This is a genomic window from Kordiimonas pumila (genome assembly GCF_015240255.1).
GTDB lineage: Bacteria > Pseudomonadota > Alphaproteobacteria > Sphingomonadales > Kordiimonadaceae > Kordiimonas > Kordiimonas pumila.
In genome coordinates this window covers 3885318-3911181 of record NZ_CP061205.1, presented here as the reverse complement: position 1 = coordinate 3911181, position 25864 = coordinate 3885318, and the positions used below count along the sequence as shown (strand labels likewise).

Here is a 25864-nt window from a genome sequence, read left to right as displayed (position 1 = left end):
GCCACCCGTAGTCGAGTGGCCCTACATTCAGTGTCTTGTTAGACGCGTCAAGGTATAAATTCTACCTGGAGAAAATTGATGACTGAGAAATTTTGCTTCCTAACAAAATTGCGTGACTACACGAAAATGATGGTGACCATAATACTCATCATTTCTTTGCAGCCACAGGTACAAGCAGATACCAGTGAAAGCTATGATGTTAAAGCGCACTACGATAAGGCGGAATATTCTATCCCCATGCGTGATGGCAAAAAGATGTTTACTGCGGTCTACCGGCCAAAGGACCGTTCAAAAGACTATCCTATTCTTTTGTTCAGAACACCCTATTCCATTAAGGCTTACGGTGATGATTTTCCGCCTGTTATGCGCATGGCACCGTCGGTTGATTTCCTGAAGTCGGGGTATATCATTGTTTTGCAGGACCTGCGCGGCACCTATAAGTCAGAAGGCGACTTTAAGGTTATTCGCAGCATTCGTGACAACAAGGATGATCCGGTCGCTATTGATGCCAGTACAGATAACTATGATACCATTGAATGGTTGCTGCATAATATAGAAGGCAATAACGGCAAGGTAGGCCAGTGGGGCATTTCATATCCCGGCTGGACAACCGTAATGGGTATGGTGGATGCGCACCCGGCGCTTGTTGCTTCATCTCCGCAAGCCTCACCGTCTGATATGTTTGTTGGCGATGACTGGCACCATAATGGTGCTTTCCGGCTGATGTATAGCTTTAGCTGGATGAACTTTGCAGCACGCAAGCGTGATGAACTAACCACCGAGCTGGCCAAGCCTTTTGATTATGGAACCCCATGGGGCTATGAGTTCTTTTTGAATGCAGGACCAACATCAGAACTGAATGAAAAATATTTCGGCGGCGCCATTCCTGCATGGAATGATTTTATCGACCATCCTAACTATGACAAGTTCTGGAAAGATCAGGTGGCTTTGCCGCACATGAAAAACATCAACCATTCCATTTTAAATGTGGCAGGCTGGTTTGATGCAGAAGATTTTTACGGCCCGATCTCTATTTATAACGAGATAGAAAAAACCACGCCGGGCAACAAAAGTACACTTGTTGTTGGACCGTGGCGTCATGGCGGCTGGCTTACTATGGATGGTTCATATCTTGGGGATATTCAGTTTGGTTCAAAAACCTCTGAATATTATCAGAAGAACATTGTGTTCCCGTTCTTTGAATATAACCTGAAAGGCAAAGGGGACTGGAACCCGGCTGAGGCAATTGTATTTGAAACCGGTAACAATGAGTGGCACAGGTTTGACCAGTGGCCGCCTAAAGCCAGTAAAGTTAAAAACCTGTATTTTCAGGAAGGCGGCAAGCTGTCGTTCAATAAACCTGCCGATAAAAGCAAAAAAGCATTTGATAAATATGTGAATGACCCGGCAAAGCCTGTACCTTTTTCAACCGAGATTATCACAGCGCCGGGCCATGACTGGATGATAGAAGACCAGCGCCAAGTGTCTACGCGACCTGATGTTCTGACATACCGTACCGATGTTTTAGAGGAGGACATCACCATTGCAGGGCCTATTCTTGCTAGTCTATTTGTATCGACAACAGGGACAGACGCAGACTATTTTGTGAAACTGATTGATGTGTACCCTGGCGATGCGCCCGATGTTGAGATTGAACATCAAAAGGTAAAAATGGGTGATTATCAGATGCTGGTTGGTGTTGAAGTTATGCGCGCTAAATACCGTGAAAGCATGAGTGACCCAAAACCACTTAAGCCGGGCAAAGTGACCCCTATTTCGTTCAATATCTGGGATAAGTTCCATACTTTTAAAAAGGGGCACCGGATTATGGTGCAGGTTCATAGTAGCTGGTTCCCAGCATACGACCGCAACCCGCAGCAATTTATGGATATTTACCGCGCCACGGAAAAAGACTTTAAGACTGCCGAGCATGATATTTATCGCTCCGTCCAGTTTCCGTCTCATCTGGAGCTACCTGTCTTGACCGGTAACCAAGATGTAACCGCCAGATAGATACTTAAGGTGGCGTAAGACACTGCAACTGCCGCAAATTGCCTTAGTCCTTTGGGCTAGGGCACTTTTTATGGGTTATTACATTTGAACATGACCTAGCTGAAAGCAAGTAGGCCTTGGAAATATCGAGCCTCAACCAAGAGGCAAAATTCTCAGAAATGAAATTATATTATTAAATAAGAAAATATATTTCAAAATAGAAAAATTTACGCTACATTTCAAAGCATCATCAATTTAGGTGTTTATACATCAGTCGTTTTGCAGGTGGTATTTATACTTGCCTTGACGGCTATTTTGATAGGGCAGGTAAGGTAATATGTGTAAATTGGTAACTACGGCTATTCTTTGCGGGCTACTTGGGTTTGGCTGTAATGCAGAAACAGCTGAGTTTACAACACCCCCGGCACTTGCCTCTGATCAAGCGATTTTGGGGGCATCAACAGATGAGATACCTACTCATATAGAAAATCCCAAACTGATCAAGATGGATGTGGATGTTTGGCTCGATGGTTTCGTGCCCTCAAGAATTAAACGTAGCGATGTGGCTGGGGCTATTGTGGTTATCGTTAAGGATGGCTTGATTTTGACCCAGCGTGGTTATGGCTATGCCGATATTGCTGCAGGGTTAAAGGTAGATGCTGAAACCACATTGTTTCGCCCAGGTTCGACGTCAAAGCTCATAACATGGACCGCTGTGATGCAACAGGTTGAACGGGGTACTATTGACCTTGACCATGACATCAACACGTATCTGGATTTTAAGATCCCCCCTTTTAACGAAGAACCAATCACAATGCGCAACCTCATGACACATACGCCAGGTTTTCAGGAGCAGCTTAAAGACCTACTTCTATTTGATCCTGCGGGGCGAATGGCGCTTGGTGAATTTCTCAAAAATGAAATGCCTCCACGTGTCTATAAGCCTGGTCAGGTACCATCTTACTCTAATTATGGAGCGGCCCTTGCTGGATACATAGTGCAACGTGTTTCAGGGCAATCGTTTGAAGATTATGTTGAGGATCATGTTTTTCATCCACTTAGTATGAGCCATGCCAGCTTTCGCCAGCCCCTGCCACCTGCACTGCAGATCAGCATGTCGCGTGGATACGGCCTCGCATCATCATCTCCAAAAGCTTATGAAATGTTTCCGGCGCCTGCGGGAAGTGCGGCAATGACGGGGCCGGATATGGCGAAATTCATGATCGCGCATCTTCAGGGTGGAGAATATCGTGGTGTGCGTATTCTGAAGCCTGAAACTGCTCGAATGATGCATGATAGCCCATTTACCACTATAAACTCAAAACTAAACCGTATGCAGCTTGGTTTTTATTCTATGAACCGAAATGGGCACCGCATTATTGGGCATGATGGCGACACACGTTTTTTTCACAGTGCAGTGCAGTTGTTTCTAGACGATAATGTTGGTATTTTTGTATCGTTTAACAGTGTGGGGCGAGATGATGGTAGCCGCGCTATTCGTACTGATCTTTTGAATGGCTTTGCAGACCGTTACTTTCCCGGGTCTATCGGCAGAGATAACGCTGTGCCAGATACAGCGCATCGTGATGGAATGTTGATAGCTGGCCGTTACAGCAGTGCCCAGCGATGGCAGGTTGGGTATGCATCACTGCTTGATCTTGTCACTCAGTCTGTTGTGACAGTTGATGATTCTGGGCGGATTACTGCATCGGCGATAGTGGGTGAAAATGGACAATTAAAGCAGTTCGAAGAAGTTGAACCGTTTCTCTGGAGAGAAGTTGGTGGTACCACCTTGCTTGGTGCTAAAGTCGTTGATGGGAAGGTTACAATGTGGAGTTACGGTGATACTGCACCAATCGGCGCTTTTCTACCGGTTCCCGTATGGCGTAGTGCAGGTTGGATTAACCCCTTGCTGCTACTCTCTATAGGAGTTCTCCTGTTAGCACTGCTGCTTCAACCGATTGGGGCACTTTTACGTCGCTGGTATGCTAGTAAACCCGCAATAAATGACTTAAGACTGCCAAGGCGTTTATGGATGCAGGGCAGCATTGCTGGGGCTGTTTTACTTATGTTGGGATGGCTGGGAACTATCGGTTGGATAGTGAGTGAGTTTTCATTTACATCAGCGCTAGACCCGTGGATACGTGTGCTACAGATCCTCAGTTTTATAGTGTTCCCTTTAGCTGCTCTTATGTCTGTGTGGTATATGTGTGCTGCTTTTGCTGTATTTAAAGGGTGGCGAAAAGGGCTTGTTTGCGCTTGGAATATTATGCGAATGCTGAGCTGTGCTACTCTTTTATATGTGGCAATAGCCTTCGGCCTAATAGGGACAAGTTTGGCTTTATAAAGTGCACACCACTTAATATTAACGTAGAAATGTAATAGCCACTCGCTTGCGGGACTCTTCATTTGTTCATAATAGCTTTTCATAGGGTGCTTTTCCGCCATGAGCACCATGTGGTCTTGCAAAGTTATAAAAGGCTTCCCATTCAGCCAGTTTGGCCTCCAGGTCGACATCATCTTTATAGCAGAGAAGTTGGTAAAACTCTTGTTGGTCTGAGCGATGTGAGCGTTCTACCTTGCCATTGAGTTGCGGTGTTCTGGCTTTAATATAAACGTGTCTGATACCCTTGTCTTCGACATACCAGTGGAATTGAGACTGGAACTCATGCCCCCGGTCTGTCCTAATCTGTTGAATGCGGAATGGGAATTTGTCGATGATATAGTCTACAAAATCGATGGCGCTTTTTTGCGTATGTCGTTTGTATATTTTCAAGGCCCGTACACGTGTTGCATCGTCTATTGCTGTGTATTGATAGCGTTTGATCTTTTTGCCATCTTTTCCTTTGAATATCAGAAACTTAACATCCATTTGAATGTGATGGCCAGGCACCTGCTTTTGATACCGCTTTGTGTGGATTTTACGCCGACCGACATTCCTTGGTAGTCTGCTCACACCGTGCCGCTTTAACACGCGTGAGATTGTAGCATCAGACACCCGCAAATCGTGATATCGGGCCATGTACCACATGATCCGAATTGGCCCCAAGTGATACTTCTGACGCAAGTAAAGTATTTTCTCGACCACTTCATCTGGCGTTTGATTAGGATGCCTTTTAGCAATTTGCTTTTTGTTGATTAAACCCTGCTCACCATGGGCCCGGTAGGCTTTCTTCCATCTGAAGTATGTTGTCTTTGGAATGCCATAATATCTATACGCTTTAGCAGCTGAGCCCACTTCTTCAGTCCGCTTAAGAACCGCAAGCTTTCGCCTGATCTCTTTCTCATCATTGGTCATTGTAAAACCCTCCATGCAACTAGGTTACATGAAGAGACCCACGAGGTCGCACATTCCTACACTTCAGTCGATTATTCTCTTCCTCGAGCTCTCGAAGACGTTTCATCTCACTGGGCATTAACCCGGCGTATTTCTTCTTCCAGTTAAAGTATGTGGCTTGGCTAATACCTGCCTGACGACAAATCTCAGCAACGGGCGTGCCTTCCTCACCCTGCTTGACAATAAATGCCTTCTGAGCATCCGTAAATCGTGACGCTTTCATCTTCTTGCTCCTTTCTCAGCCCTGAAAAAGTATAGCAAAAAACTCTAATTATTTTTGGTCCAATTTGAAGGGAGCACACCACGCGTATGCAATGTTTACTGCTAATAGACTATCAAGAGTATTGTATACACTACCACTTTGTTCCCTGTCATGTCCTATAAGATCAACGTTGGGGATTGCATAAGAGAGGATTTTAAGGAATGAGGGTGATATACGTTTAGTTTGTTTTTTGAGATTTTCTGATTATATCATTTTGGTCAACCGACTTGAGCCTTTTGATAACAGGTATGTTTCCCAGTTACGAACAACCGCATTCACATCTATTTCCAGAGCATCTGCAATAGCAACAAGCTCTTCATCACTCGGAAACACCGATCCTGTCTCAATACGACTGTATCGGTCACAGCTAATGCCAGCAGTGAGGGCAACATATTTCGATTGATAGCCTTTTTCTTCTCTAAGTTCGGCTATAACTTTCCCAAGTGACGTCATTTTGCCCCCTATGAGTAAAGCAAAAATATACAGACTTTTGATCCGCCGATGCCCCGTATTGTTTGAACGGCTTAGCTATTATTGGGCCTAATCTGGCTAAATTCAATATATGCCTATTGGGCTTTGAGGGCATCATTCGAGTCTCTTAAGCCTCAAACTCGTAAATCTGCTTAAATTTCAGGCGTATAGGCTGGGCCTCTTGCCATTGTCAGCTACAACCGAATTATCCCGCAATGGTTTTACTGATGATAGTTCAGCATAAATATCCCACACAAGTCACCCCTATATAAAGCGCCTTAAATTCAGGTGGTTAAGGCCAAAAAGCGATAGTTGGCCAGGGGTGGTTAACCATGCTGACAACAGCTTTTTCTTCCTGTTTTTGCTTAAAGTCATGATCCTGTCCTTCAGAAACACACGGCTTTTTAGCGGCTGTTAAGGCTCCGTTTTGGAGCATTCTGGAGGATATGTATGAGACGTATGAAGAATATAGTTACGGCCATGATGATGAGCACATCCGTGCTGGCTGGCTCTGGTCCTGATCTTGATTTGGAAGCCATGGAGAGGGCGAAGACTGAAGCTGAAGTAAACCTCAAGCAGACGTTCTCGAACTTCGCATTCCAGTCCTTTGAGGCGTCACCCGTTGAGGGAATGTATCAGATCGATACCGGTGAGCAGATGATCTATTATGCACCCGCTGCAAATGTCCTTTTCTTCGGCGAGATGTGGGATGCGGACGGAAACAACCTGACGGACGCAGCCCTGACAGCTGCCACCGAGAAGCGCATGGCGAGCATCGACTTTGCAAGTGCTTTGGAGTTTGGTCCAATTGGTGCACCGCTGATCACCGAATATTCAAACCCTGAGTGTGGTTACTGCCAGCGTCTGCATGCCTTTCTTGAGGAGAAAGTGGAAGGTGGTGCCCGCCCGGTCCGCCGCCGCATCATTTTCGCGGTGGGGCATTCGAAGAGCGCGCAAGGCTTGGCTGAGCATATCCTTTGTTCAGAAAACCCAGAAGAGAGTTTTTCAGAGATTTACGAGCGCCGTAAACCCCAAACGCTTTTGAGCTGTGATGAGGGGCGAACCCGCCTCGAAGAGCATATGAGAATTGCAAAGGCTGCTGGTATCAGGGGAACCCCGACGCTCACCATAGACGGCGAGTATGTGCGTGGTTTTGACCAGGCACGGCTTGAAATATTCCTAGAGACCACATCCGAACAGGGAGACAGATGATGACCAACCAACCAGTAAAAATTACCAAGCCAGGCCGCTATGAGGACAGACGGATTACGGCGATTGCCGGTCTCCTTGTGGCCGCAATTGGGTCGAAGGCATTTGCCTTTACGGCACCTGCGTCCGGGGATCTTGGCTATGAGTTTTATGACATCGTTGTGGAGCAGGGCATCCAGGGGCCGATTGGTTTCGGGGTCGCGACGGTCGCGATCATTTTTGGCCTTTACGGCTTTGCCCAGCGCAACTGGTACATGGGGCTTGGCGGCCTCGCCGGTACCACTGCCATGGTCGCAGGGGATTCCATCGTCACCGGTGTTGGCTTCACCATCTGATCAGCAGCTATCAGGCTAGAGGAAAGTCCCATGGAAGTCAGACTGCCACAATATCCCCACCGTCCGATGCGAATTATTGGTCTTGATGATCAGGAATTCGTTCTGGTGGCGCTCTGCTATGTGCTGTCGCTCCTCCTTCAGGGCTCTTCTTTTCTGTATCTGATTGCCGGCCTGTTTGTCTTCATCCCCTATAAGCGCTCCAAACCACGGGGCTATATCGGGCATCTGTTTTACCGGGCCGGGTTTGGAGGCTTTAAAGGCTATCCGCCGCAGTTTACGGAGACCTTCCATGAGTGAGATAGCGTCCCCTCAGAAACATAAGCCGTTCCTCAGGTATTTTACCGATGAGGGATCGAACATCTGGGCAGAAAACCGCCTTTTGCGCTTTGTCGCGGTCCTGTCGTTTGTCGGGACGCTCGCGGTGGCGGGAACGCTTATCATGTTCTCTGACAGGGAAAAGACAATCCTGGTGCCGTTTGGTCAGTCGCTCGAAGGGCTTTATCTGGTCGGTGATACCCCGAGTGAGACCTATCTGATCGCGATCGCCCGCAACATTGTTCAGCTCACGGGCACCTATACGTCGAGCAGTCTTGAGTTCCAGCTCGATGAGGTGCTGAAGCTCGTACATCCGTCTCGCTACAGCGCGGTCCGGGAAGAGTTTCGTTTGCTTGTCGGTCAGCTCTCTGACTTTCGGGAGATCACCTTTGCGACCCACATTCGCTATGAAGCGCCCTTTGAGATTGGCGAGCGACGCATCCGCGTGCCTGTGAAGCGCCTGAGGTTCATTGGTCGCAGCCGCACTGAGGACACCGGGTTTGTGGAGATGGACTATCTGGTCGAGGAGGGCCGTTTCTGGCTGACCGGCATCGGCTACAGCCGTATCGGGGAGGGAAAGAATGTCCAGACAGAAAACTAGAATTATGGCTCAGCTTACCGGGTTTGCGCCGCTTGCTGTTTATCTGTCTATCCCGGCGGCGGCAGAGATGACCAAGCCTCTCATGGGTGCCCATCATACCGTTCTGCCTGACACAGCGGCGGAGCTTGTGCTCTCTAACAGGGATGTGAACCGGATTGTCTGCCTTGGGGGCAAGATCGGTGGCTATCACTATAGCGAAGAGAAGGGAGCCCTCGTTTCAAACGCTGGCACAGAAGCTTTTATCAAGTTTCAGTATGAAGAGTTTGGCGGTGAGGTATCCTATGTGACGGCTAGGAGCGAGTTTTATATCTTCTGCGGCGGCGTCACCTATACGCTTCTGGTAAGCCCGCAGGATGTGGTGGCCCAGACTGTATTTCTGGTGCCGGGAAGCGGGGACAAGGCTGCTGTCAATATGGCGCTCTTCAGTCCGCTCCCGGAGGAAGAACGCGCTGTCGCCATCTCTCTCGGCATGCTCCGGGACGATATACCCCAGACCTTTTCTGTCAGAGACCAGTTTGACCCCTATACGCCCTTGCAGGAGCCAAAGGTGGATGTGCGGGTGCGTCGGACAGTTACGGTCGAGGGGACGGCTTATAGCGCGCGGGAATTTCTTCTGAGGGCACGCGCTGATGTTGCGCTCCAAGAAGCCATGTTTATGCACACACGTTTTGGCGCGTCCATCTTTGCCATCACCTTAGAACGACAAAGGCTTAAGGCCGGCGAGGTAGGGCGGCTGATCATTGTCTACCGGCGAGAAGACGGGAGGGCATACCCATGAGCGTGTTTGATAGAGGTCGCGCGCGGTTTGAGGCGCTCACAAGCAGGCAGAAACGCTTACTGGTCACGGGCTCTACGGTCCTCAGTGTCGGCTGTCTTCTCTATGTCCTTGTAAATGTGGGGGACAGTCGTGACAAGCGTGAGGACGGAGTGCCGGATACGGCGAGCAGCATCACGCTTGATAGCCGCCTTCTTGAAGATTCTCTCGGGGAGGGCGTGCGCGCAGAACAGCGGGCACAAGCGACTGTCATCGCGGAGCTCGGAGCGACCCTCAAAGAGATCGGCGAGGATATGGTCAGCGTGCGGCAAGCGCTGAAGGCTGTTTCGGACCGTCAGGCAGAAGGGGTAACGCTCTCGGACCTCGCGCCAAAGAATGAACTCGCAAGCATGGAAGCGCGTGCCGCCTATCCGCCGCCGGTTATCCATAGTGAGAAAAGGCCAGAGCTAGCCTCCGACCTAACCCGGAGCCAGATGCAGGCGGGACCAGTGCGTGGCGCTGAGCTTGAACCAGCGGTTCGGCACATCAGGGGTGGTATTGCGGGCATCGCACCCGTGCCCGTCTCGGAACCTCAAAAAAAAACGCTCAAGTCGATCTATTTGCCCGTTGGTTTTATGGACGCTGTTCTCTTGACCGGTGTTGATTCCATGGTGGGCGGTGAGGCGCAGTCTAACCCGGAGCCGGTGCTAGCACGGGTACAGGCGCCAGCGGTGCTACCGAACCATGTGCGCGCCAACCTGCAGGGCTGCTTTGTGGTTGGTAACGCCATGGGGGTGCTGGCGAAAGAACGTGTGGAAGTGCGCGCCGTCTCTCTCAGCTGTATCGACTATAATGAACGCACAGTCATTGACGAAGCGATCAAGGGCTATTTTGTTGATACGGACGGCAAGAAGGGCCTATCGGGCAATGTGGTGACCCGGGACGGTGCCGTTGTTGGCCGGGCCTTTGCGGCGGGTGTCCTTGAGGGCTTCGGGTCTGTTGTTGAGACTGGGGCGGGGACGCAGAGCGTATCGCCGCTCGGAACCACCCAGGTTTTCAGTACGAAGGAAGCTGCGGTCGCAGGGCTCGGAAGCGGTGTGAGCGGCGCTGCAGGTAGTCTCAAGGACTATTATCTTGATCTCGCGAAGACCATTACCCCGGTGATCGAAGTCGGAACCGGCAAGCGGTTTGTGCTCGTCATCCAGGAAGGTGTCACGCTGAACATCAGGGAGGTCGGCGATGTGGAGCAGGGCTAAATATCTCACTCTGACAGGCCTTGTTTGTTTTCTTGGCGCTTGTTCATCCACCTTCTCCTCCTATGACAGCAGCTTCAGCTGCAAAAACAGCGATCATGGGGGCTGCGAGCATCCGGGCACCGCATACCAGAATGCCCTTCAGAATATGGAGGATACAGCTGCCCCACGTGAAAGCGGCGAGAAGGCAGGTGACATAAGCGGACAGGGTGGCTCTTATGAAGGCTATAAGGGGGCTGTCTACAAAGAATTGCAGGCGCTAATCGAGAGTCCCGTTACCCCCATGGTGGCGCCCGCGAAAACTGTACGCACCCTGATCCTGCCGCATACGGACAGACGGGACGGGGACCAGCGTCTCTATATGCCGCGCTATATTTTCTCGGTGGTGGAAGAAGCCCGCTTTGTCCTTGAGGGGACGGTCCATCCCTATCGCAGCTCACCCATGATGGAGGATCTGGTGCGCTTGCCGTCTGAGGGCGACCCTTCGTCAGCCTCCTCCAATAAGAAGAAGAGGGAGTGATCTGATGTTCACGTGGCTATACGGCGATGAGGGCGGCGGAACCCGCTCCGGGTACCGGCAGATGTTGTCGCGGGACCGCCTCTCGGATTATCTCCTCTATAAATCCTATGATGAGGGGGAGGGTCTTTACCATCTGACCGATGGGACCACCGGCTACCTCTGGGAGGTGCAACCGGTCGCTTTTGCGGGCGAGCAGGCGCTCACAGCCATCAGGCGGTTGCTCGGTATGGATTTACCGAAGTCAGCGATCATGCAGTTTATCCTCTATGCCGACCCTTATGTGGGGGATTATTTTGATCACTACCAAAGCATCAAACTCCGGGACAGCCAGGTCGTGAAGGATAACCTTGCGGCAAGTGTCCGCTACTGGAAAGAGAACCAGAGCAGCGTCAAACAGATGCGAGGTATTCCGCTCCGTAACTTCCGTTTCTTCGTGGCGCTCAAGGATAAGGCGCCCATTGACCGCGATGTGATTGCGGGTATCCGGGAATCTCTCAGCAAGTTTGGCTGCGTCCCTTTACCTGCTGGTGGACCTTCCGGGCTCGTCGCCATGCTGCGGCGGCTCTTTAGCGATATGCGGGAGCGCCGGAACGGGACCGTTGATAGCGGGAAGCCGATAAGGAAACAGATACTCTCAGGCGGCGCGGACTATGCCTTTAAGGGCAGTGTGGCCCGGGTTGGGAAGCAGTATGGCCGCTGTTTCACGCCGCTTGCGACCCCTTCAAAAATTACGGCTGAGAAGATCAACCGGCTGTTTGGGGGTATCATGGGGATTACCGATGATAGCCGTCAGATACCGTCACCATTTCTGTTTTCCCTCACGGTGTTTTTCAGGAGCACGCGCTCAGAGATTTACCGCAAGGCCCAGGTGGTGGGGGCGCAGAAGGGCGGTGCCAAATTCTCCCGTGATACAGAAAAACGCACTGAGGAGTTTCAGTGGCTCACGGACGCGCTCGAGTCTGGCGAGAAGATCCTCAGATATGTGCCGGTGATGTGGGTGTTTGGATATTCTGAAGGCGAGGTGCGCGAGAGCGTCAGCCGGGCGAAAGGCATGTGGGAAGACCTGGGGTTCGCCGTGCAGGATGAGAGCTATCTGACCTTGCCACTGTTTCTGATGAGCCTGCCGTTCGGTTTCTATGATGAGGGCAAGAACCTGACCCTTCTTGATAGGGATTTTATGGCGCCGATAAATTCTCTGGCGCTTTTAGTGCCGATCCAGGCGGATTACCGGGGCGCGGGCCAACCGGCCATCATGCTCTTTGGCCGCAAGGGGCAGATGATCACCTATGACCTCTTCCATCCGAACCTCAATAATCAGAACTTTATTGTGGCGGCGGAATCCGGGGCCGGGAAGTCCTTCTTCCTCAATAATCTGACCAATGAATATTATGCGCAAGGCTCGAAGATCCGCATCATCGATATCGGCTATTCGTATCAGAAGAGTTGCTCGCTGATGGGAGGACGGTTTCTTGATGTGGGGGCGGACGCTTCGCTCTGTATCAACCCGTTTGATTTTAAGGGGGCGGACAGGGAAGAGCGGCAACTCGGGATCCAGACCGCGTCTGAGTGTCTGGCGCTTATGTGCTCCAGTGGATCGGGGCGAGACCTTGACGAGGATTCTCTCAATCTGATCAGGCTCGCGAGCCGCTGGGTGGTGGAAAGTGGCCGGGCTCAGGACGGTGTTGATGCCGCACGCGAGTATCTCTCGGTCTTTCCGAACCATATTGAGAGCGGTGACACTGGGTCTCTCGAGTTTCTCGCAGAGAAGGCAAAGGCCCTTGCCTTCAACCTGCAGGCTTTTTGCAGCGAGGGAGAGTATGGCCGCTATTTTAATGGCAGAAGCACCTTCGATATCTCACGGGATGACTATGTGGTTCTGGAGCTTGAACGCCTCCGGCAGTTTCCGCAGCTCTTCAGCGTCATCGTTCTGCAGATTATGAATGCGGTGACGCAGGATCTCTATCTCGGCGACCGCTCTATCCCGAGCTTTATCCTTTTTGAGGAAGCGGCCGCTTTTCTGAAGGATAATCTGGCGGGGGGACGGGCCAGCAACTTCAAGTCGGTGATTGAGGCGGGTTACCGCCGCGCCCGAAAGTATGGCGGATCGTTCGGCGTGGTGGTGCAGTCGGTGATGGACCTTAAAACCTTCGGCGATGTGGGCGGGGTCATTTGGGATAATGCCGCCACCAAGTTTTTATTACAGGGTGAGACCTACGGGAAGGCTACCGCAGAGAAAGTCATCGAGTATGACGGGTTCGCGCTCGATCTCCTGAAGTCGGTGACCAACAATAAACCCAACTATTCTGAAGTGTTTATCAGTTCGGCCTTCGGTGCCGGGGTGGCGCGGATTGTCGTGGATCCGCACTCTTACTGGATGAATACGAGTGCCGCCGAGGATGTGGCCCGCTATTCGAAGCTGATTGCAATCGGCCAGAGCCCGGCGGAAGCGATCGATACGCTCGTGAAAGGGAAGGACCGCGCCGTCCTCGCGCGGCGGCTAGAGGGGCCAAAAGCGAGGGCCGCAGAATGAACATCTCACATGATATAGCGACGAGGTTACCGAACCGGCCGTGGCCCACCCCCCTCCCAGAAGGCGGTCTGTTCGGGTTTGGGGACTGGCTTATGGCCTGCTGCTCTTGTGCCAGGACCGTGGCAGGCCGTTTGGCAGTCCCCATTCTTTTAAGTGCCAGTGTGGGGAGTATCCCGATCGGTGCAGCTGCTGACACTGACACAAAGCAAACCGAAATCATTGGAAGGCTATATCCGGTGATCGAGCGGGATGCGCTTGAGGAGATTGAGGCGGCGGTTGCGGCCACGCCGTTTGACCCTGGCGTGTTTGGGGACGAGGAAGACTGGTCCGCGCTTGCTTCTCCTGAACTTCCGCGCGCTGAGGTCGCTCGCACCCGCACGTTCATCCCCTTCTTCACACTTTCCTTTGAGATAGCAGATGCGGAGGGGAAGGTTCTTTATCCGAAAGGGTACCGGTTTAATCCCCTTGAGTATCTGACCCTCCCGAGCCGCCTGTTTGTGGTTGATGCGCCTCTTCTTGATTGGGCGCTTGAGGAGAGGACTGAGGGCGACATGGTGCTCTTGAGCGGCGGTAACCCGCTTGCGGAGTCACGGCAGCGCAAGACGGCGATCTTCAAGCTTGAGGAGCAGATCCGCACGCGCTTCGAGCTTCAGTATGTGCCGAGCATTATCCGGCAGGAGGGTAAGACCCTGTTCATCGAAGAGGTCACGCCGGAGGCCGCTGCGCGGGCAGAAGAGACTGAGGATGCTAAGGAGAGGCACGATGGGTAGGCGGTCGTGTCTTTGCTTCCTTGTTGGACTGTCGCTGGTTACCTTCTTTGCCAGCATGCGCGTGCAGGCATCCCCTTGTGACCAGGGTTTCATCAATCCGCTCACCAAGGTTCACTGGCCGTGCATCTTTCCGATTCAGATTGCGGGGATCTCTATCGGTAGCAAGACACCGCTCGATGCGGATAACCCCAAGTCGCCCATCTGTTTTTGCCCGGGGAGCTTCGGAATTCCGACACCGGGTATTCGTATCAACTTCTGGGCCCCGAACCGCTGGATTGATACCGTTGAAAACCCCGGCTGCATGATGCCCCTCGGTGTGGACATTCTGCCGGGGACGGGCCAGCTTCATGGTGGCAGCCGTAACACGCACCGGCAGGCCACCACCTTTGCTCAGATGCATTATTATATCGCCCCCGTTTGGGCCATGCTGGGTCTGTTTACAGACATCCCGTGCCTTGATACGAGCGGGTTTGATGTGGCGATGATGTCTGAAGTGTTGCCCACCTACCAGAATGAGATACTCGGCGCCATCATCAACCCTGAAGCCGTGCTGTTTGGGAACCCGGCGGCTTTGCTCGCCTGTGTCGCGGATGCGGGCTTGAGCCATACGGGCGGAACCCTTGATACGCTTTTCTGGTGCATGGGCGGCTGGGGATCCACCTATCCACTCGGGGGGCGGTCTTCGAGTGGTGATATCGTGGAAGCCAATGCGGCGATTGCGGCCAAGCAGATCTTTATGATGGGGCGGCTCGGGCTCCTTAGAAATAGCTTGCGGAGTGGCTGCGGCGAACGGCTTGCGCCCATCTGGCAGAAGTCCCTCTATAAACTCCAGATGATGAAGCCTGTGAAGCAAAGTAGCTGCGTCAATATTGGCCGCACGGGGCTCTTGTGGACGAGCCGGATGCATCCCCCGCACCATGATAATTATGCCTGGCAAGTGTTTGAGAAGGAATATTGCTGTGTCACCGCATTCTGATCATCGACTATATCGCTTGTATGGCACGCTAGTCAGCCTCTGTCTTCTCGGGTCTTCCTCTCTGTGGGCAAAGGACGGGGACGAGCAGTCGACCCTAAAAGATCAGGCGGCGGATACTTATGCGGCCATCCGGGACCGGTTTGCAGGGGCTGATGCGGTGTCTCAGAATCTGTCGTCGCCGCTTCTCTCTGGTACAGCTTTTACGACCCTTGATGGCCGTCAGCGCTTTAACCAGCAGATATCCTGCCCAGGGTCTTCCTACTATCTCGAAGTATTTTTTGCGCTCGGGTCAGGAGGTGACCTGTCACCAGTGAGACTAAAGCAGGATACCGACTTTGACGGGACCTATGATGCGAGCTACAGCGTTCCCGTTCCTGTGTCTGGCGTCTGCGCTAATGGTATTATCAGCTGTGAGCTTGGTACCTTTAATGGCTGTCGCTCTTATGCCTGGAGCAGTTCATCTGCAGGCTTAGTGACGCTCACCGACACGAGCCTTTCCGCGCTTGCGGGCTGTTACTGCCTCAATGCGTCTTGCGGAAACGGGCTCGGCTTTACGAACAGGAGCAGCATCCTCGACGATCTGGCGGGCGGTGTGGCGGGTGCCTTGATGCAGCGTGATCCTCGCTATGCGGTCAGCAGCGTCGAAAAGGAAGATTTTATGATCCGGCTCGCGGGGCAGGATATGGCCGCCTGCGCGGAGCCTGTGAGTAGGCCTGGGCACGCTTACGCGGATAATCCGGCGGAGATTTCAAGTGATGCCTTTGCGGCGGCCGCGAGCGACCCTGTCTTCAGCCTATTAGAGAATATTCCCTCAGAAGGAGTTGATGGCTTCCAGAGAAACATGTGCAGGATTGAGCGGCAGGTGACCCTGAGAGAGATACTGCGCCCGGATATTATAGGGAGTAGCGCCGCGGCCCCCTACGCTGAGGATAGCTGCGCCGGAGAAACTGACTGTTTCACCTTCCGTCTCGGGGACGGCGAAGATGATAATATCCGGGTCTCAGGCGGGTGCCACTATTTCACGCGGGAGGTGACCTGGGCGGTTGGTCATCTTGACCGGATCAGGGAGGCAACACTTCTGGATGCCCTCTACGAAGACCAGATTGCGGTGAGCGTGAACGGGGAGCTTGTCTTCTCTACGGGCGGCTTTGACGGGGTCAACAGGCCTGGGGACTGCCAGATCAATGATCAACACAGCGTCTCTATCATGAAAGATATCACGGGGCATCTCAAGGAAGGGCTCAATCAGATCAAGATGGTGGTAGCGGTTAAAAGTAAGGGCAGCGCGTTACTGAGGGGGCGGGTCCGCTATAGGTCTGGCTGCGATCTTCTGGAAGACATACAAAATACATGTGCACCGTACAGTGAAAACGATGCCTGCGCGTTTCTGGAGGAGACGGTTGACGGCGTCGACACTTTTAAAAACAGGGGACGGACTGGCCTCACACCGCTTCCTGAGACGCGGACCCTGTACGGCGCCGAGTGTTCTCGCTCATTCACCAAACCATGGTTTGTGCGGGAGCGGACCTATGAATGTGAAATTGGAGACGAGGGAGGTCTCACGTTTGATTTTACCCGCGCTTCCCATATCTACAGCGGTTCGACGGTTGATCAGGTTGCGGATATCCAACTGGGGGAGGACGGGTCAAAAGTAGCGCTCACGAGGGGGTATGCCTTTGATAGCGACTACGGTGTGTCTGAGTGTCAGCAGATATGTAAAACACGTGTGTCTGTAACCGATAGTGAGGTGTCATCGTCCGGGGTGGTCGGTGATCTGCTCACAGACCCTGAAGCGGGTCACTTTACCTATCATCACTGTGCGGCGGGTCTTTGTCCTGCCGGTCCTGGCGAAACCATAGTCAGTGAATGTGGATGCTTGAATGAGTTTCCACAGGCACTGGCCCTCATGCAGTCCATGCGGCTCGCAGGTCAGGATTTGATATGTACAACCGGTACCAAACAGCCGCTCTAGGTCTCTGTTTTATTCTAGTCTGGAACAGCCTCGCGGGCGCTGAGAGCATCGTGGAACTCCAGGGCGGCTCTTACTGCGGGATAGACCTCAATAGTGACGGAGACTATGACGGCGAAGGCGAGATTGCCATCTGTGATAAGGGTGTCTGCCCCCTGACAGCTTCTGAGTGTCTTGTGAACCGCGTGCATCAGGTCTGCGAAGCGGATAGCGAGGTTACAAGCTGCGCCCCGGATGAGGTGATCGAGACCTGTGAGCCGGATACAACAACCCGTCAGTGCGATCCCGACATTATCAACCGTATATGCGAGCCGGACACCACGCGGCAGGTGTGTGAACCGGATACGGAGAGAGAGGTCTGTGATCCCGACCGGGATGTGAGGGTCTGCGATCCTGATACCACAAGGCGCGTCTGTGACCCTTCGACGACGCGGCGTATCTGCGAGGCCCAGCCACCAAAAGAAGTGTGCGCACCAGGGAGCTATGAACGCCAGTGCGACACGAGAACCATTTTTATCTGCCCCTTTGACGGTTCAGAATGTACGGCGGCTGGGAGGGTGTGCTCGCGCCGGATACCAGGATGCACGAGGCGCGGCAGAGAGTGCCTGGAGTTTGCGGCCTGCTCCAGTCAGACAAGCGAGGTCAATTGCAGGAACGTCTGGGTGCCGGGGGTGTGCACGAGCGTGCCCCAGCCGGATATTTGCCGGACCGAAGTGGTGCCGGGTCAGTGTCGCACTGAAACCGTACCCGGCGCGTGCCGGACGGTACGAGAGGCGGGGACCTGCCGCACAGAAACAGTGCCTGGTGCCTGCCACACAGAAACCATACCGGGGGCTTGCACCAATGAAGCTGTTCCCGGGGACTGCCGGGATATCGTGATCCCGGGAACCTGTACGAGCCAGACGGTGCCAGGCGAGTGCACGACGGTGACACTGCCGGGTGAATGCCGCGACGAGCCTTTGCCTGACGAATGCCCCCTTGAAGGGGTGGAGGACTGCCGTGTCGGGAGCGACGGCGTGAGCCGCTGCTCGGATACCTTCTGCGTTGATACAAACAGTTTCCCGATTGAGGATACACAGAACCCGCGTGCCGCCTATGGAAATGATGGTCAGAGGGACGCGTCAGGTGCTTGCCTCGACGAGGTGCAGGTCTTCACCGGGCGCGGGATGGACTGCCAGAAGGCCGGGCTTTTAACCCTCTTTAAGGACTGCTGCAAAAACCGGGGCAAGATTATCAGCGACACAGGCGGCGCGCTTCCGGCGGCTGTGCTTGCAGGCACCGCTTCAGTTATTTTTGAAGGGGCGTCCGCAGCCTTCGCGGCTTTCTCTTCTGGGGCCAGTGCCGCCAGTGCAGCAAGTGCTGGCACAGCCGCTATGGCGTCCGCCGCTGGTCCAGCCTTCCTTGCCGTCGGAGCCGCTTATCTGTTTTCTGAACTTTTGGGGCTTGGCTGTGATCAGCAGGATATGGAGACGGGGATGCTCGCGGGGTCAGGCCTCTGTCACTATGTCGGCACCTATTGCAGCGCCAAGCTCCCCTTTATCGGCTGCATCCAGAAGGTGAAGAGCCACTGCTGCTTCAACAGTAAGCTTGGCCGCATCATTCACGAACAGGGCCGCGCGCAGCTTAAAGGGTTTTCTGGCTGGGGAACGCCCAAAGAACCACGCTGCGAAGGGTTTACGCCAGAGCAGTTTCAGGCGCTCAACTTCGCGGATATCGACCTCAGTGAATATTACGGCGAGCTTGCAGTGCTGACAGAAGGCCAGCTTAAAGGCGCGTTTGAGGAGGGGCTCGAGGCCTATATCAATCTCGGGGAGACACCGGATGATTAGATATCCTATAGCGGCGCTCCTCCTCACCGTATCCTGCTGTTCGGTGTTTGCTGACGATCAGGCGCAAGAGAGAGACCTTCTTAAAGAGAGGGCGCAAGAGCTGGCGGCGCAAACGGCGACCGCTTTCAAGAATAGTGAAATTGCATCCAGAGCCCGAGAGGCTGCGAAGACAGTGCGCAGTGAGGGCAGGATTGAGCTTATGCGGATGATGTCCGGACGGGTTCGATCTGCTCTGGGTGTGGGGGAAGACGAGACGGATCATATTTTGAACCCACTGGAGACCCAGCATAGTTCATTTCGAGCACTCGTATTCGTCTCGTCTTCCATCCCCCTGCATATCCTCCGCCGCTACGCTGAACAACTTGATAAAGTGGGCGGCGTGATGGTGTTTCGGGGGGCGCAGGGCGGCCTTACCCGTTTTACGCCCATGGTTTCATTAACGAAGCGCATCATCCTTCAGGATGAGACATGCTCTGAGGCGGACTGCAAGGTCTGGAACGTCGGCGTTCTGATCGACCCGCTTCTTTTCAGGAGTAACCAGATCACGTCAGTCCCGGCCGTCACGGTCACTGAGGATGATCCCTTCTCGGCTTACTGCGAGCGGGCTGGTGCGGAGTCCGCTGATATCTCTGGGCCTTTTATCTCGCTCGGGGACGCGCACCTAAGCGGTCATCTGGAAACCTTATCGCGGCTTGGCGACCCGCGCGCCGATGCGCTTCTGCGAGCCTTATACCAGAAAGAGGAGACGCCCTGATGAGACTGTATAGAAGAACCCTCATACAATTTGTATCTGTGACTATGGGTGCGTGGAAACGCTCGCTCGTCTATCTGATCCTGATGCTCCTCTGCGCATCTGTTGCCTTCCGTGTCGTGCAGGCCTACGCGGTGAATCTGACGCCGTCAGTGGCGGGGACGCTTTACAAGCTAGTTCCAGAGAAGCCGGTTGACCGCCGCACCGTCGTTCTCTTCCCTTATAGGCATCCAGCCTTGCCGGCGGGTGTCCGCCATATGATCAAACGCGTCCTCTGTCTGCCGGGGGATCGGCTGGAGCGGATCGGTAGCGAGTTTTACTGCAACGGGAAGCTGATCGCGCGCGCCAAAGCGAAAGCAAAGTCGGGTGAACAGTTAGAGGCCTTTACCTGGACCTTGGGGCCTGTGCCGGACGGGCAGTTTTTTGCCGGGACCGCACATCCAGACGGCTTCGATAGCCGCTATTTTGGTTTTATCCCGCTCGCAAGCGCGGTTCCTCTGGAGCGGGTGCTATGAGCTGTCTCCGTTTCTGTAACTTTCTGGTGTTTCTGGCCTCCGTTGCGGTCGTCTCTACCGCGCTCTCAAGGATCTATGCGGCAGAGCCTCTGGACGGGGAGAAGAAGAGTAAACGCGGCTGGAACTGGTATGAGGAGCCGCCGCGTCCTGAACCCATCCACCCGGATAGGGCGGTCAAACCAGATATTCCGCCTCTTAAAGTCTTGAAGCAGATGACACCTGAGGCGGTCGGGGAGATTATGGAGGCGCAGCTCGCCTATGCGATTGCAAGCGAGGAAGTGACCGAGGTGGCAGCCTATTATACCCTGATGGATTTTGTGCGTCGGCGGTCCCGCACCTTCACAGCGCTCACCTCAATCGCGCTCCTTGAGAACCCGTCCTTGAATGCCCGCACAGACTATCCGGTCACCAATGCGGGCCGGACTGCGAAAAGCAGAGCGAGAAAAGGGGAGCGGGACAGAAGGCTCGTTGAGAGTAACCGGGACTATGCCCTTATTATGTTCAGCAGCGAAGGCTGTGGTTACTGCGATGTGCAGTGGGCGACGGTGCAGGCCTTCAAGGATAAGGTGGGCTGGGTCATCAGACGACTGGATGTTGCGGCTTACCCTGAACGAGCGGCCCGGTTTGCCGTTGAGGCGACCCCCACCACCATTTTGATCCAGAAAGGCAGCGATACCTGGTTCCCGGTTGCGGTCGGGGTCGAGAGCCTGCCGGTCCTGAGCGATAATATCTACCGGGCCATCCGCCTGATCGCTGGCGAAACCCATCCCGGGCAGTTTTTAAACTCTGAAAGCGATGATGGTGGCTTTTTTGATCCCGGCAAGTCTCTGAGGCTTTCTGCTGGTGATCCAATTCCAGGTGAGAGGAGGAATGAATGACGCCCTTGAGGAACAAGCTATTATCTTTAGTTTTTATCCTCTTTCTTATGCCCGGGCTGCAATCCGCATGGGGGCAGGACTGGACGGAGGCCTGGTTTGATGCCACCACCTCGTCGGGGCCGTCTTCCTTTGAGGGGCAACGCCGGGGATATTTACACGGCGGGCAATTCTCGGGGCGGTTTCGGCTCGCAAATGATAATCTCTTTAGCGTGACCCCGCCCCGGATTAAGGCCGGGTGCGGCGGCATTGATCTCTTTGCGGGCGGTATCAGTTTTCTGGATCCGGAATATCTTGTCGAGAAATTTGAGAATATCCTTCAGGCCGCCCCGGCGCTCGCTTTCAGTATGGCGCTCAAGGCCCACTGTGAAACCTGCGAGGATGTGATGAGCAAGCTAGAGGCGACCTCCTCGTTTCTGAACTCTATCCAGGTCAATGACTGCCGTATGGCCAATCAGGTGGCGCGGGTTATCACAGGCGATAATCCTGATTTTTACTCGAATGTCCTTGAAGAGGCGACAGGCAGCAGAAGTCTCGCGGACGCGGTCGAAAAACATTATCATGGGGCGCAGCAAGCAATCCGGGACAATGATAACAAACCACCAGTTGACCTGCGAGGCGAGGTTGAGAGCTGCCCGGCTCCAGTGAAAGCCCTGTTCGCGGATGGTTCGGTGATCAGTCACGCAGCAGACCGGGTCGGTATGGGGGCTATGGATGAGATCGTTAGAGCCTATATCGGGGATGTGATCATCAGTTGGCCATCGAGTGCGAACGCGCCGACCATACGGGAGATTGAGCGGTGCCCGGCGGTAGACAGGTTTTCTTCGTATGATTTTCTGACGGGGGATGTGCAAGGGCGCGCGGCAAGTGGCGGCGCCTGCCAGTTGGCGACCAGCGTATCGGTGATTGATATGGTCCGCGCGCGTATGCAAGCGATTGGAGCGAAGATCAGGTCAAAGACGGCGCTGACAGCAGATGAGATCGACTTTATCAACCAGTCAGCCCAGCCCGTCTGGGAGATTATCAGAAACGGGGTTGTACGCGGTACGCTCAATGAGGCTATCGACGCCTATGAGTATCCGATTGCTTCCTCGCTTGCCTTCAGAATATTTGACGACCTGCTCACCAACGTGGATTTTCTTGTGAGCAAGGCGCTCACGGACGCAGGCTCTCCGGGCGTCGATGGATCTGTGACGGGAAGCAGTCCCTGTAACCTGGCGATCTATGAGCCTGCTCGCGCCAAGCTGGAGCGCTTACGCCATGATCTTGTTGAAGCGCGCAAGGCGTCGTTTCAGGCGTACCGGGTGACGGTCGGCGAGCAGCATTCTATTTCGGCGCAGGCGGCGCTCTTCACGGAAGACAGAGATACGGCGTCAAGCCGCTATATCCTGTCGCAGTCTGAACGCTGATGCTTGAGCGCCGCTTGCTGATAGCCCTACTATGGCTCATCTTGGCTTTATCGCCTGCGCATGCAGTAGAGCAGGATTATATCACCTACGGCGGCATACATGCCCTCAGTGCCGCGTTTCGCTATGTGGCGCTGTTCTTCTCGAACGGAGACTATGGCGGTCTCGTCTATATTACGGCGGTCATTGGGTTTGTGGTTTCTGCTTTTGTATCAATCCGCCATGGCGGGCGAGACGACAGGACAATTGGCAACTGGCTGCTCACCTTCGCGATGAGCGTGGGGCTGTATACAGCCTTCATTGTCCCGAAAGGCACCATTCATATTTATGATAGAACCCTCAACGCTTATGAGCCGGTCTCGGGTGTGCCGGACGGTATTATTCTGGTGGCGGGTCTAACAAACACGCTTGAGGAGGTGGCCGTTGATATCGCGAACACGGTGAGCCTCACTCCTTATGAAAACACCGCGGGCGGGATCGTGTTCGAGCTTATCCGGTCAACCTTCAAGACGGAGAGGCCGATTGATGATGCGTATCTCTGGGAGAATATAAAGACCTATTATATCGAATGCGGGCAGGTGGCGGCCGCACTTCCCGGATCCGGCTTTACCCTCAACGCCCTCAATAGAACGTCCACCAATCTCTTGTCGACGCTCGGAAACGCTCAGTCTGCGGCTGTCGCGGTCCCCTATAGGACAGAAGCGGATCCGGTCGGAACCATGACCAGTTGCACCGATGCTTACGGTCTGATCCAGAGTGCACTGAATGATCCGGCCACTTATACTTCGGTGGTTGCAGGTCTCTGCCGGTCTGTGGGGTTTGATACAGCGGACGCTGGGCAACTGGGGCAGTGTCACACGATCCTTGATGATATTATCCCGGATATTTTTGGTCAGGTCGGTGACCGGCTCACCTATTTGCAGTCCGCGTCCATTGCTATGGCCATTCAGGATGCGGCGGCGGACTTGAACCCTGAGCGGGCGATCGCGCAGGAGACCAATCGGCGTTTTATCATTCAAGGGGTGGGGCTCTTCAGTTTTGCGCAGGAATACGGCCCGGCTATCCGGGCGGGGTTTCTGGCAGCGGCGCTGACGACGCTGGTGGTCACCACCTTGTTTATCCTCACACCGTGGCGCAACCGGGCCTTCTCGCTTTCGATCGGCTTCTTTGTCTTTGTGGCAGTGTGGGGCATTATCGATATTGGCCTGCAGGTGGTAATTGAGGAGATCGCCCTTGATGCCTTTGAGGAGGTGAAACGCAGTAACCTGGCATTCGACGCCTTCATGCTAACGCCGCCCGCTACTGTCAAAGCCCTCGGCGTGTTCGGAGCCAGCCGCCTTATCTCTATCACGCTCGCCAGCACGATAGTGGTGACAATCTTCAGATTATCTGGTGCGAGCTTTGGGCAACTGACATCCACGCTTGCGCGGCACGGTGAGGATGTTGGCGGCGGCGCGGCGGAAGCCCGGCTTGACCCCGAGCGTCTGGCTAGTGGCACGCAGGCGCGCGCGGAGGCTGTAGGAAGCTTAAGGGGGATGAGTGCAGAAGGCACAGGAGCCTTTAGAGGTATGACAGAAATGGCCGAAGGAAGACTTGTCGGTGAACTCTCTCGCCACGGCGCGTTCGTGTCCGGTGGTCATACCATGGGATTTGGTATGGAGGATATATACCGAAAGAGTGGGTCGATTGAAGGTGGCAGGGCTGCAGGGCAGGTTGAAGGCTTTATGCGCAACATTGACGGCGCGCCGGAAGATATGGCTGTCGTGGCACAAGACCAAGCAGCGACTGCTTCTGAGCGTTCAATCCTGGAGGCGGGTGCGTATGAAAATGCGGCTGCCAATCTTGCGAGCGGAGCGGGTATAGGACTATCTGACGCCAAAAGCCTGATGGCAGGATACGAGCATGCCTTGCTGACAGGTCGGATCACAGGTGCAGAAGGGGACTTGGGCCGGGTCCTCAGCACAGCAACGCTGGAAGAAGGGCAGCGGATCGGGGCTGCGGGCGGGGTCGGTTTGGCTGCCACACACGCAAACATGACCCCGGCTCAGATCGCTGAAGCTGAAGGGTTTTTAAACACGCTCTACGGTGCCGGTGAGACCCTGTTCGCTGAGCGTGCACAGGCAGATGATCTAACACGTGTCAGCAGAGCCGGGGAGGTGCGGCGAGAGCGGCAGGTCGGCGAGGTGGAAGGGCTTGAGAAAGCGGCCGCTTACAGGGGAAGTGACCTAAATGCCATGTCCCGGCAGGCAGCGGGGACAAATGCTGCCGAGCATGTACTCGGGGCTGACCGTCTTACCAGTTTCGCAGGTGACCATGGGATCAGTGCTGAGGATATCCTCTTTGCGCGCGGCAGCAATTATGAACTGGCCGTCAATGCGCGAACGCTGGAAGCTTTTGGTCCTCAGCTGACAGAGGGGCAGTTGGAGGTTGCGCGCCCAGGGAGCAGTATGGCTCTCTCGTTTGATCCTCATACAGGTGAGATTGGCCGCATTGATGTGAGGAGCGGTCAAAGTGGCTCGCTCGACAATACCACGCATATACAGGATGGTTACCGGGTGGATGCACGTCAGGGCACAGAAGGAGGGATGTCCCTGTTCCGGTTCGCAGACCTCAATGACGCCGGAAACATGCAGGGCGCTGCCCAGTTCGCCAGTGCGTATTTGACGGCTGACAGAGAAGGGAGTGACCGCTCGTTCGGAGATAGTGTGGCCCAGCAGGCCTCCAGCTATCTCTCCAATATTGCAGGGAAACAGGTCAGCTATCTGGAATCGAATTCTTCCACTGGTACTGCTGAAACCTATGCCGCTATTAAGGGAAGCGGAGGTTTTAGAGTCTTTGGTGTTGGCATCACGGGAGAGGCTGGAGCAAAGGGGTCACGTGCTTGGTCAGATGTTGACAGCAAACAGTTGGTGAACAGTTTTGATTATTGGAACGATCAAGCCCGAAATGTTTATGATCAAACCCTTGGGAACAGTGAGTTTGATGGAGACCATATCAAAAGGTCATCAGCTTTCCTGAAAGGGATCAGCGATCTTCGTGAGCAGGCGGTAGACATAAAGGCTTGGGTGAAAGACCAGGAGCATGAAGATAGGCAGTCTATGAGCACAGAAGATGTACAGTCTAGTGCTCAGGAGGAGGATGCTAATCGCACTATCAAACCTTCATATCCGAGAGGCTTTAGAGCGCATTGATAG

21 protein-coding genes and 1 pseudogene are annotated in these 25864 nt (G+C 53.8%); 19 read left to right on the top strand and 3 right to left on the bottom strand.

The genetic code is table 11. The features are described from left to right. Positions 1-78: 78 nt before the first annotated feature. Together ICL80_RS17430 and ICL80_RS17425 are read left to right on the top strand one after the other, a co-directional pair. The gene (locus ICL80_RS17430; RefSeq protein ID WP_194213996.1) at positions 79-2013 is read left to right on the top strand and encodes a CocE/NonD family hydrolase; all 1935 of its coding nucleotides are present in this window, start codon (positions 79-81) and stop codon (positions 2011-2013) included. Between the two features lie 316 nt (positions 2014-2329). Continuing rightward, complete coding sequence (locus ICL80_RS17425; RefSeq protein WP_194213995.1) at positions 2330-4339, top strand: serine hydrolase domain-containing protein; 2010 nt, start codon at positions 2330-2332, stop codon at positions 4337-4339. 66 nt (positions 4340-4405) lie between these two features. Here the strand turns inward: ICL80_RS17425 and ICL80_RS17420 are convergent, their stop codons facing one another. The 3 genes and pseudogenes from ICL80_RS17420 to ICL80_RS17410 form a co-directional block, all read right to left on the bottom strand. Next, positions 4406-5290: an IS481 family transposase gene (locus ICL80_RS17420; RefSeq protein ID WP_194213994.1), complete on the bottom strand. Its 885-nt coding sequence runs from the start codon at positions 5288-5290 to the stop codon at positions 4406-4408. A gap of 61 nt (positions 5291-5351) precedes the next feature. Further along, positions 5352-5552, bottom strand: a pseudogene (locus ICL80_RS17415) (transposase); the annotation flags it as partial. A gap of 243 nt (positions 5553-5795) precedes the next feature. Continuing rightward, positions 5796-6044, bottom strand: a complete 249-nt coding sequence (locus ICL80_RS17410) for a helix-turn-helix domain-containing protein (RefSeq protein WP_194213993.1) — start codon at positions 6042-6044, stop codon at positions 5796-5798. Positions 6045-6512: 468 nt separating this feature from the next. Between ICL80_RS17410 and ICL80_RS17405 the strand changes: the two genes are divergently transcribed. The 17 genes from ICL80_RS17405 to ICL80_RS17325 all read left to right on the top strand — a co-directional run bounded on the left by ICL80_RS17405 (position 6513) and on the right by ICL80_RS17325 (position 25861). Continuing rightward, positions 6513-7274: a DsbC family protein gene (locus ICL80_RS17405; protein WP_194213992.1), complete on the top strand. Its 762-nt coding sequence runs from the start codon at positions 6513-6515 to the stop codon at positions 7272-7274. Then, positions 7271-7606 (top strand): hypothetical protein, encoded by a 336-nt coding sequence (locus ICL80_RS17400; protein WP_194213991.1) that lies wholly within the window; start codon positions 7271-7273, stop codon positions 7604-7606. Before ICL80_RS17405 ends, ICL80_RS17400 begins: the two co-directional genes overlap by 4 nt. Positions 7607-7636: 30 nt before the next feature. Further along, the gene (gene traL, locus ICL80_RS17395) at positions 7637-7903 is read left to right on the top strand and encodes a type IV conjugative transfer system protein TraL (protein ID WP_194213990.1); all 267 of its coding nucleotides are present in this window, start codon (positions 7637-7639) and stop codon (positions 7901-7903) included. Continuing rightward, positions 7896-8522, top strand: a complete 627-nt coding sequence (locus tag ICL80_RS17390) for a TraE/TraK family type IV conjugative transfer system protein (protein ID WP_194213989.1) — start codon at positions 7896-7898, stop codon at positions 8520-8522. Before traL ends, ICL80_RS17390 begins: the two co-directional genes overlap by 8 nt. Further along, a complete protein-coding gene (locus tag ICL80_RS17385) occupies positions 8503-9300 on the top strand; it encodes a TraK domain-containing protein (protein ID WP_194213988.1) in 798 nt (265 codons plus the stop codon). Before ICL80_RS17390 ends, ICL80_RS17385 begins: the two co-directional genes overlap by 20 nt. Beyond that, positions 9297-10532 carry a TraB/VirB10 family protein gene (locus ICL80_RS17380; protein ID WP_194213987.1) on the top strand — a complete coding sequence of 412 codons (1236 nt, stop codon included), beginning with the start codon at positions 9297-9299 and terminating at the stop codon, positions 10530-10532. The genes ICL80_RS17385 and ICL80_RS17380 overlap by 4 nt, the downstream gene beginning before the upstream one ends. After that, a complete protein-coding gene (locus tag ICL80_RS17375) occupies positions 10516-11049 on the top strand; it encodes a TraV family lipoprotein (RefSeq protein WP_194213986.1) in 534 nt (177 codons plus the stop codon). Before ICL80_RS17380 ends, ICL80_RS17375 begins: the two co-directional genes overlap by 17 nt. A gap of 4 nt (positions 11050-11053) precedes the next feature. Then, the gene (locus ICL80_RS17370; RefSeq protein WP_194213985.1) at positions 11054-13579 is read left to right on the top strand and encodes a TraC family protein; all 2526 of its coding nucleotides are present in this window, start codon (positions 11054-11056) and stop codon (positions 13577-13579) included. A gap of 236 nt (positions 13580-13815) precedes the next feature. Then, the gene (locus ICL80_RS17365; protein ID WP_194213984.1) at positions 13816-14349 is read left to right on the top strand and encodes a conjugal transfer protein TraW; all 534 of its coding nucleotides are present in this window, start codon (positions 13816-13818) and stop codon (positions 14347-14349) included. Beyond that, the gene (locus tag ICL80_RS17360; RefSeq protein ID WP_194213983.1) at positions 14342-15325 is read left to right on the top strand and encodes a TraU family protein; all 984 of its coding nucleotides are present in this window, start codon (positions 14342-14344) and stop codon (positions 15323-15325) included. Before ICL80_RS17365 ends, ICL80_RS17360 begins: the two co-directional genes overlap by 8 nt. Beyond that, positions 15309-17297, top strand: coding sequence for a hypothetical protein (locus ICL80_RS17355; protein ID WP_194213982.1), 1989 nt, complete (start codon positions 15309-15311; stop codon positions 17295-17297). Before ICL80_RS17360 ends, ICL80_RS17355 begins: the two co-directional genes overlap by 17 nt. Positions 17298-18460: 1163 nt before the next feature. Then, positions 18461-19123 (top strand): conjugal transfer protein TraN, encoded by a 663-nt coding sequence (gene traN / locus ICL80_RS18305; protein ID WP_380082915.1) that lies wholly within the window; start codon positions 18461-18463, stop codon positions 19121-19123. Then, positions 19116-19877 (top strand): type-F conjugative transfer system pilin assembly protein TrbC, encoded by a 762-nt coding sequence (locus tag ICL80_RS17345; protein WP_194213980.1) that lies wholly within the window; start codon positions 19116-19118, stop codon positions 19875-19877. The genes traN and ICL80_RS17345 overlap by 8 nt, the downstream gene beginning before the upstream one ends. Further along, entirely contained in the window at positions 19877-20389 is a 513-nt protein-coding gene (locus tag ICL80_RS17340; protein WP_194213979.1) for a S26 family signal peptidase, read from the top strand. The genes ICL80_RS17345 and ICL80_RS17340 overlap by 1 nt, the downstream gene beginning before the upstream one ends. Further along, positions 20386-21267 carry a conjugal transfer protein TraF gene (locus ICL80_RS17335; protein WP_194213978.1) on the top strand — a complete coding sequence of 294 codons (882 nt, stop codon included), beginning with the start codon at positions 20386-20388 and terminating at the stop codon, positions 21265-21267. Before ICL80_RS17340 ends, ICL80_RS17335 begins: the two co-directional genes overlap by 4 nt. Next, entirely contained in the window at positions 21264-22673 is a 1410-nt protein-coding gene (locus tag ICL80_RS17330) for a conjugal transfer protein TraH (protein ID WP_194213977.1), read from the top strand. Before ICL80_RS17335 ends, ICL80_RS17330 begins: the two co-directional genes overlap by 4 nt. After that, positions 22673-25861 carry a conjugal transfer protein TraG N-terminal domain-containing protein gene (locus tag ICL80_RS17325; RefSeq protein WP_194213976.1) on the top strand — a complete coding sequence of 1063 codons (3189 nt, stop codon included), beginning with the start codon at positions 22673-22675 and terminating at the stop codon, positions 25859-25861. Before ICL80_RS17330 ends, ICL80_RS17325 begins: the two co-directional genes overlap by 1 nt. Positions 25862-25864 lie beyond the last annotated feature (3 nt).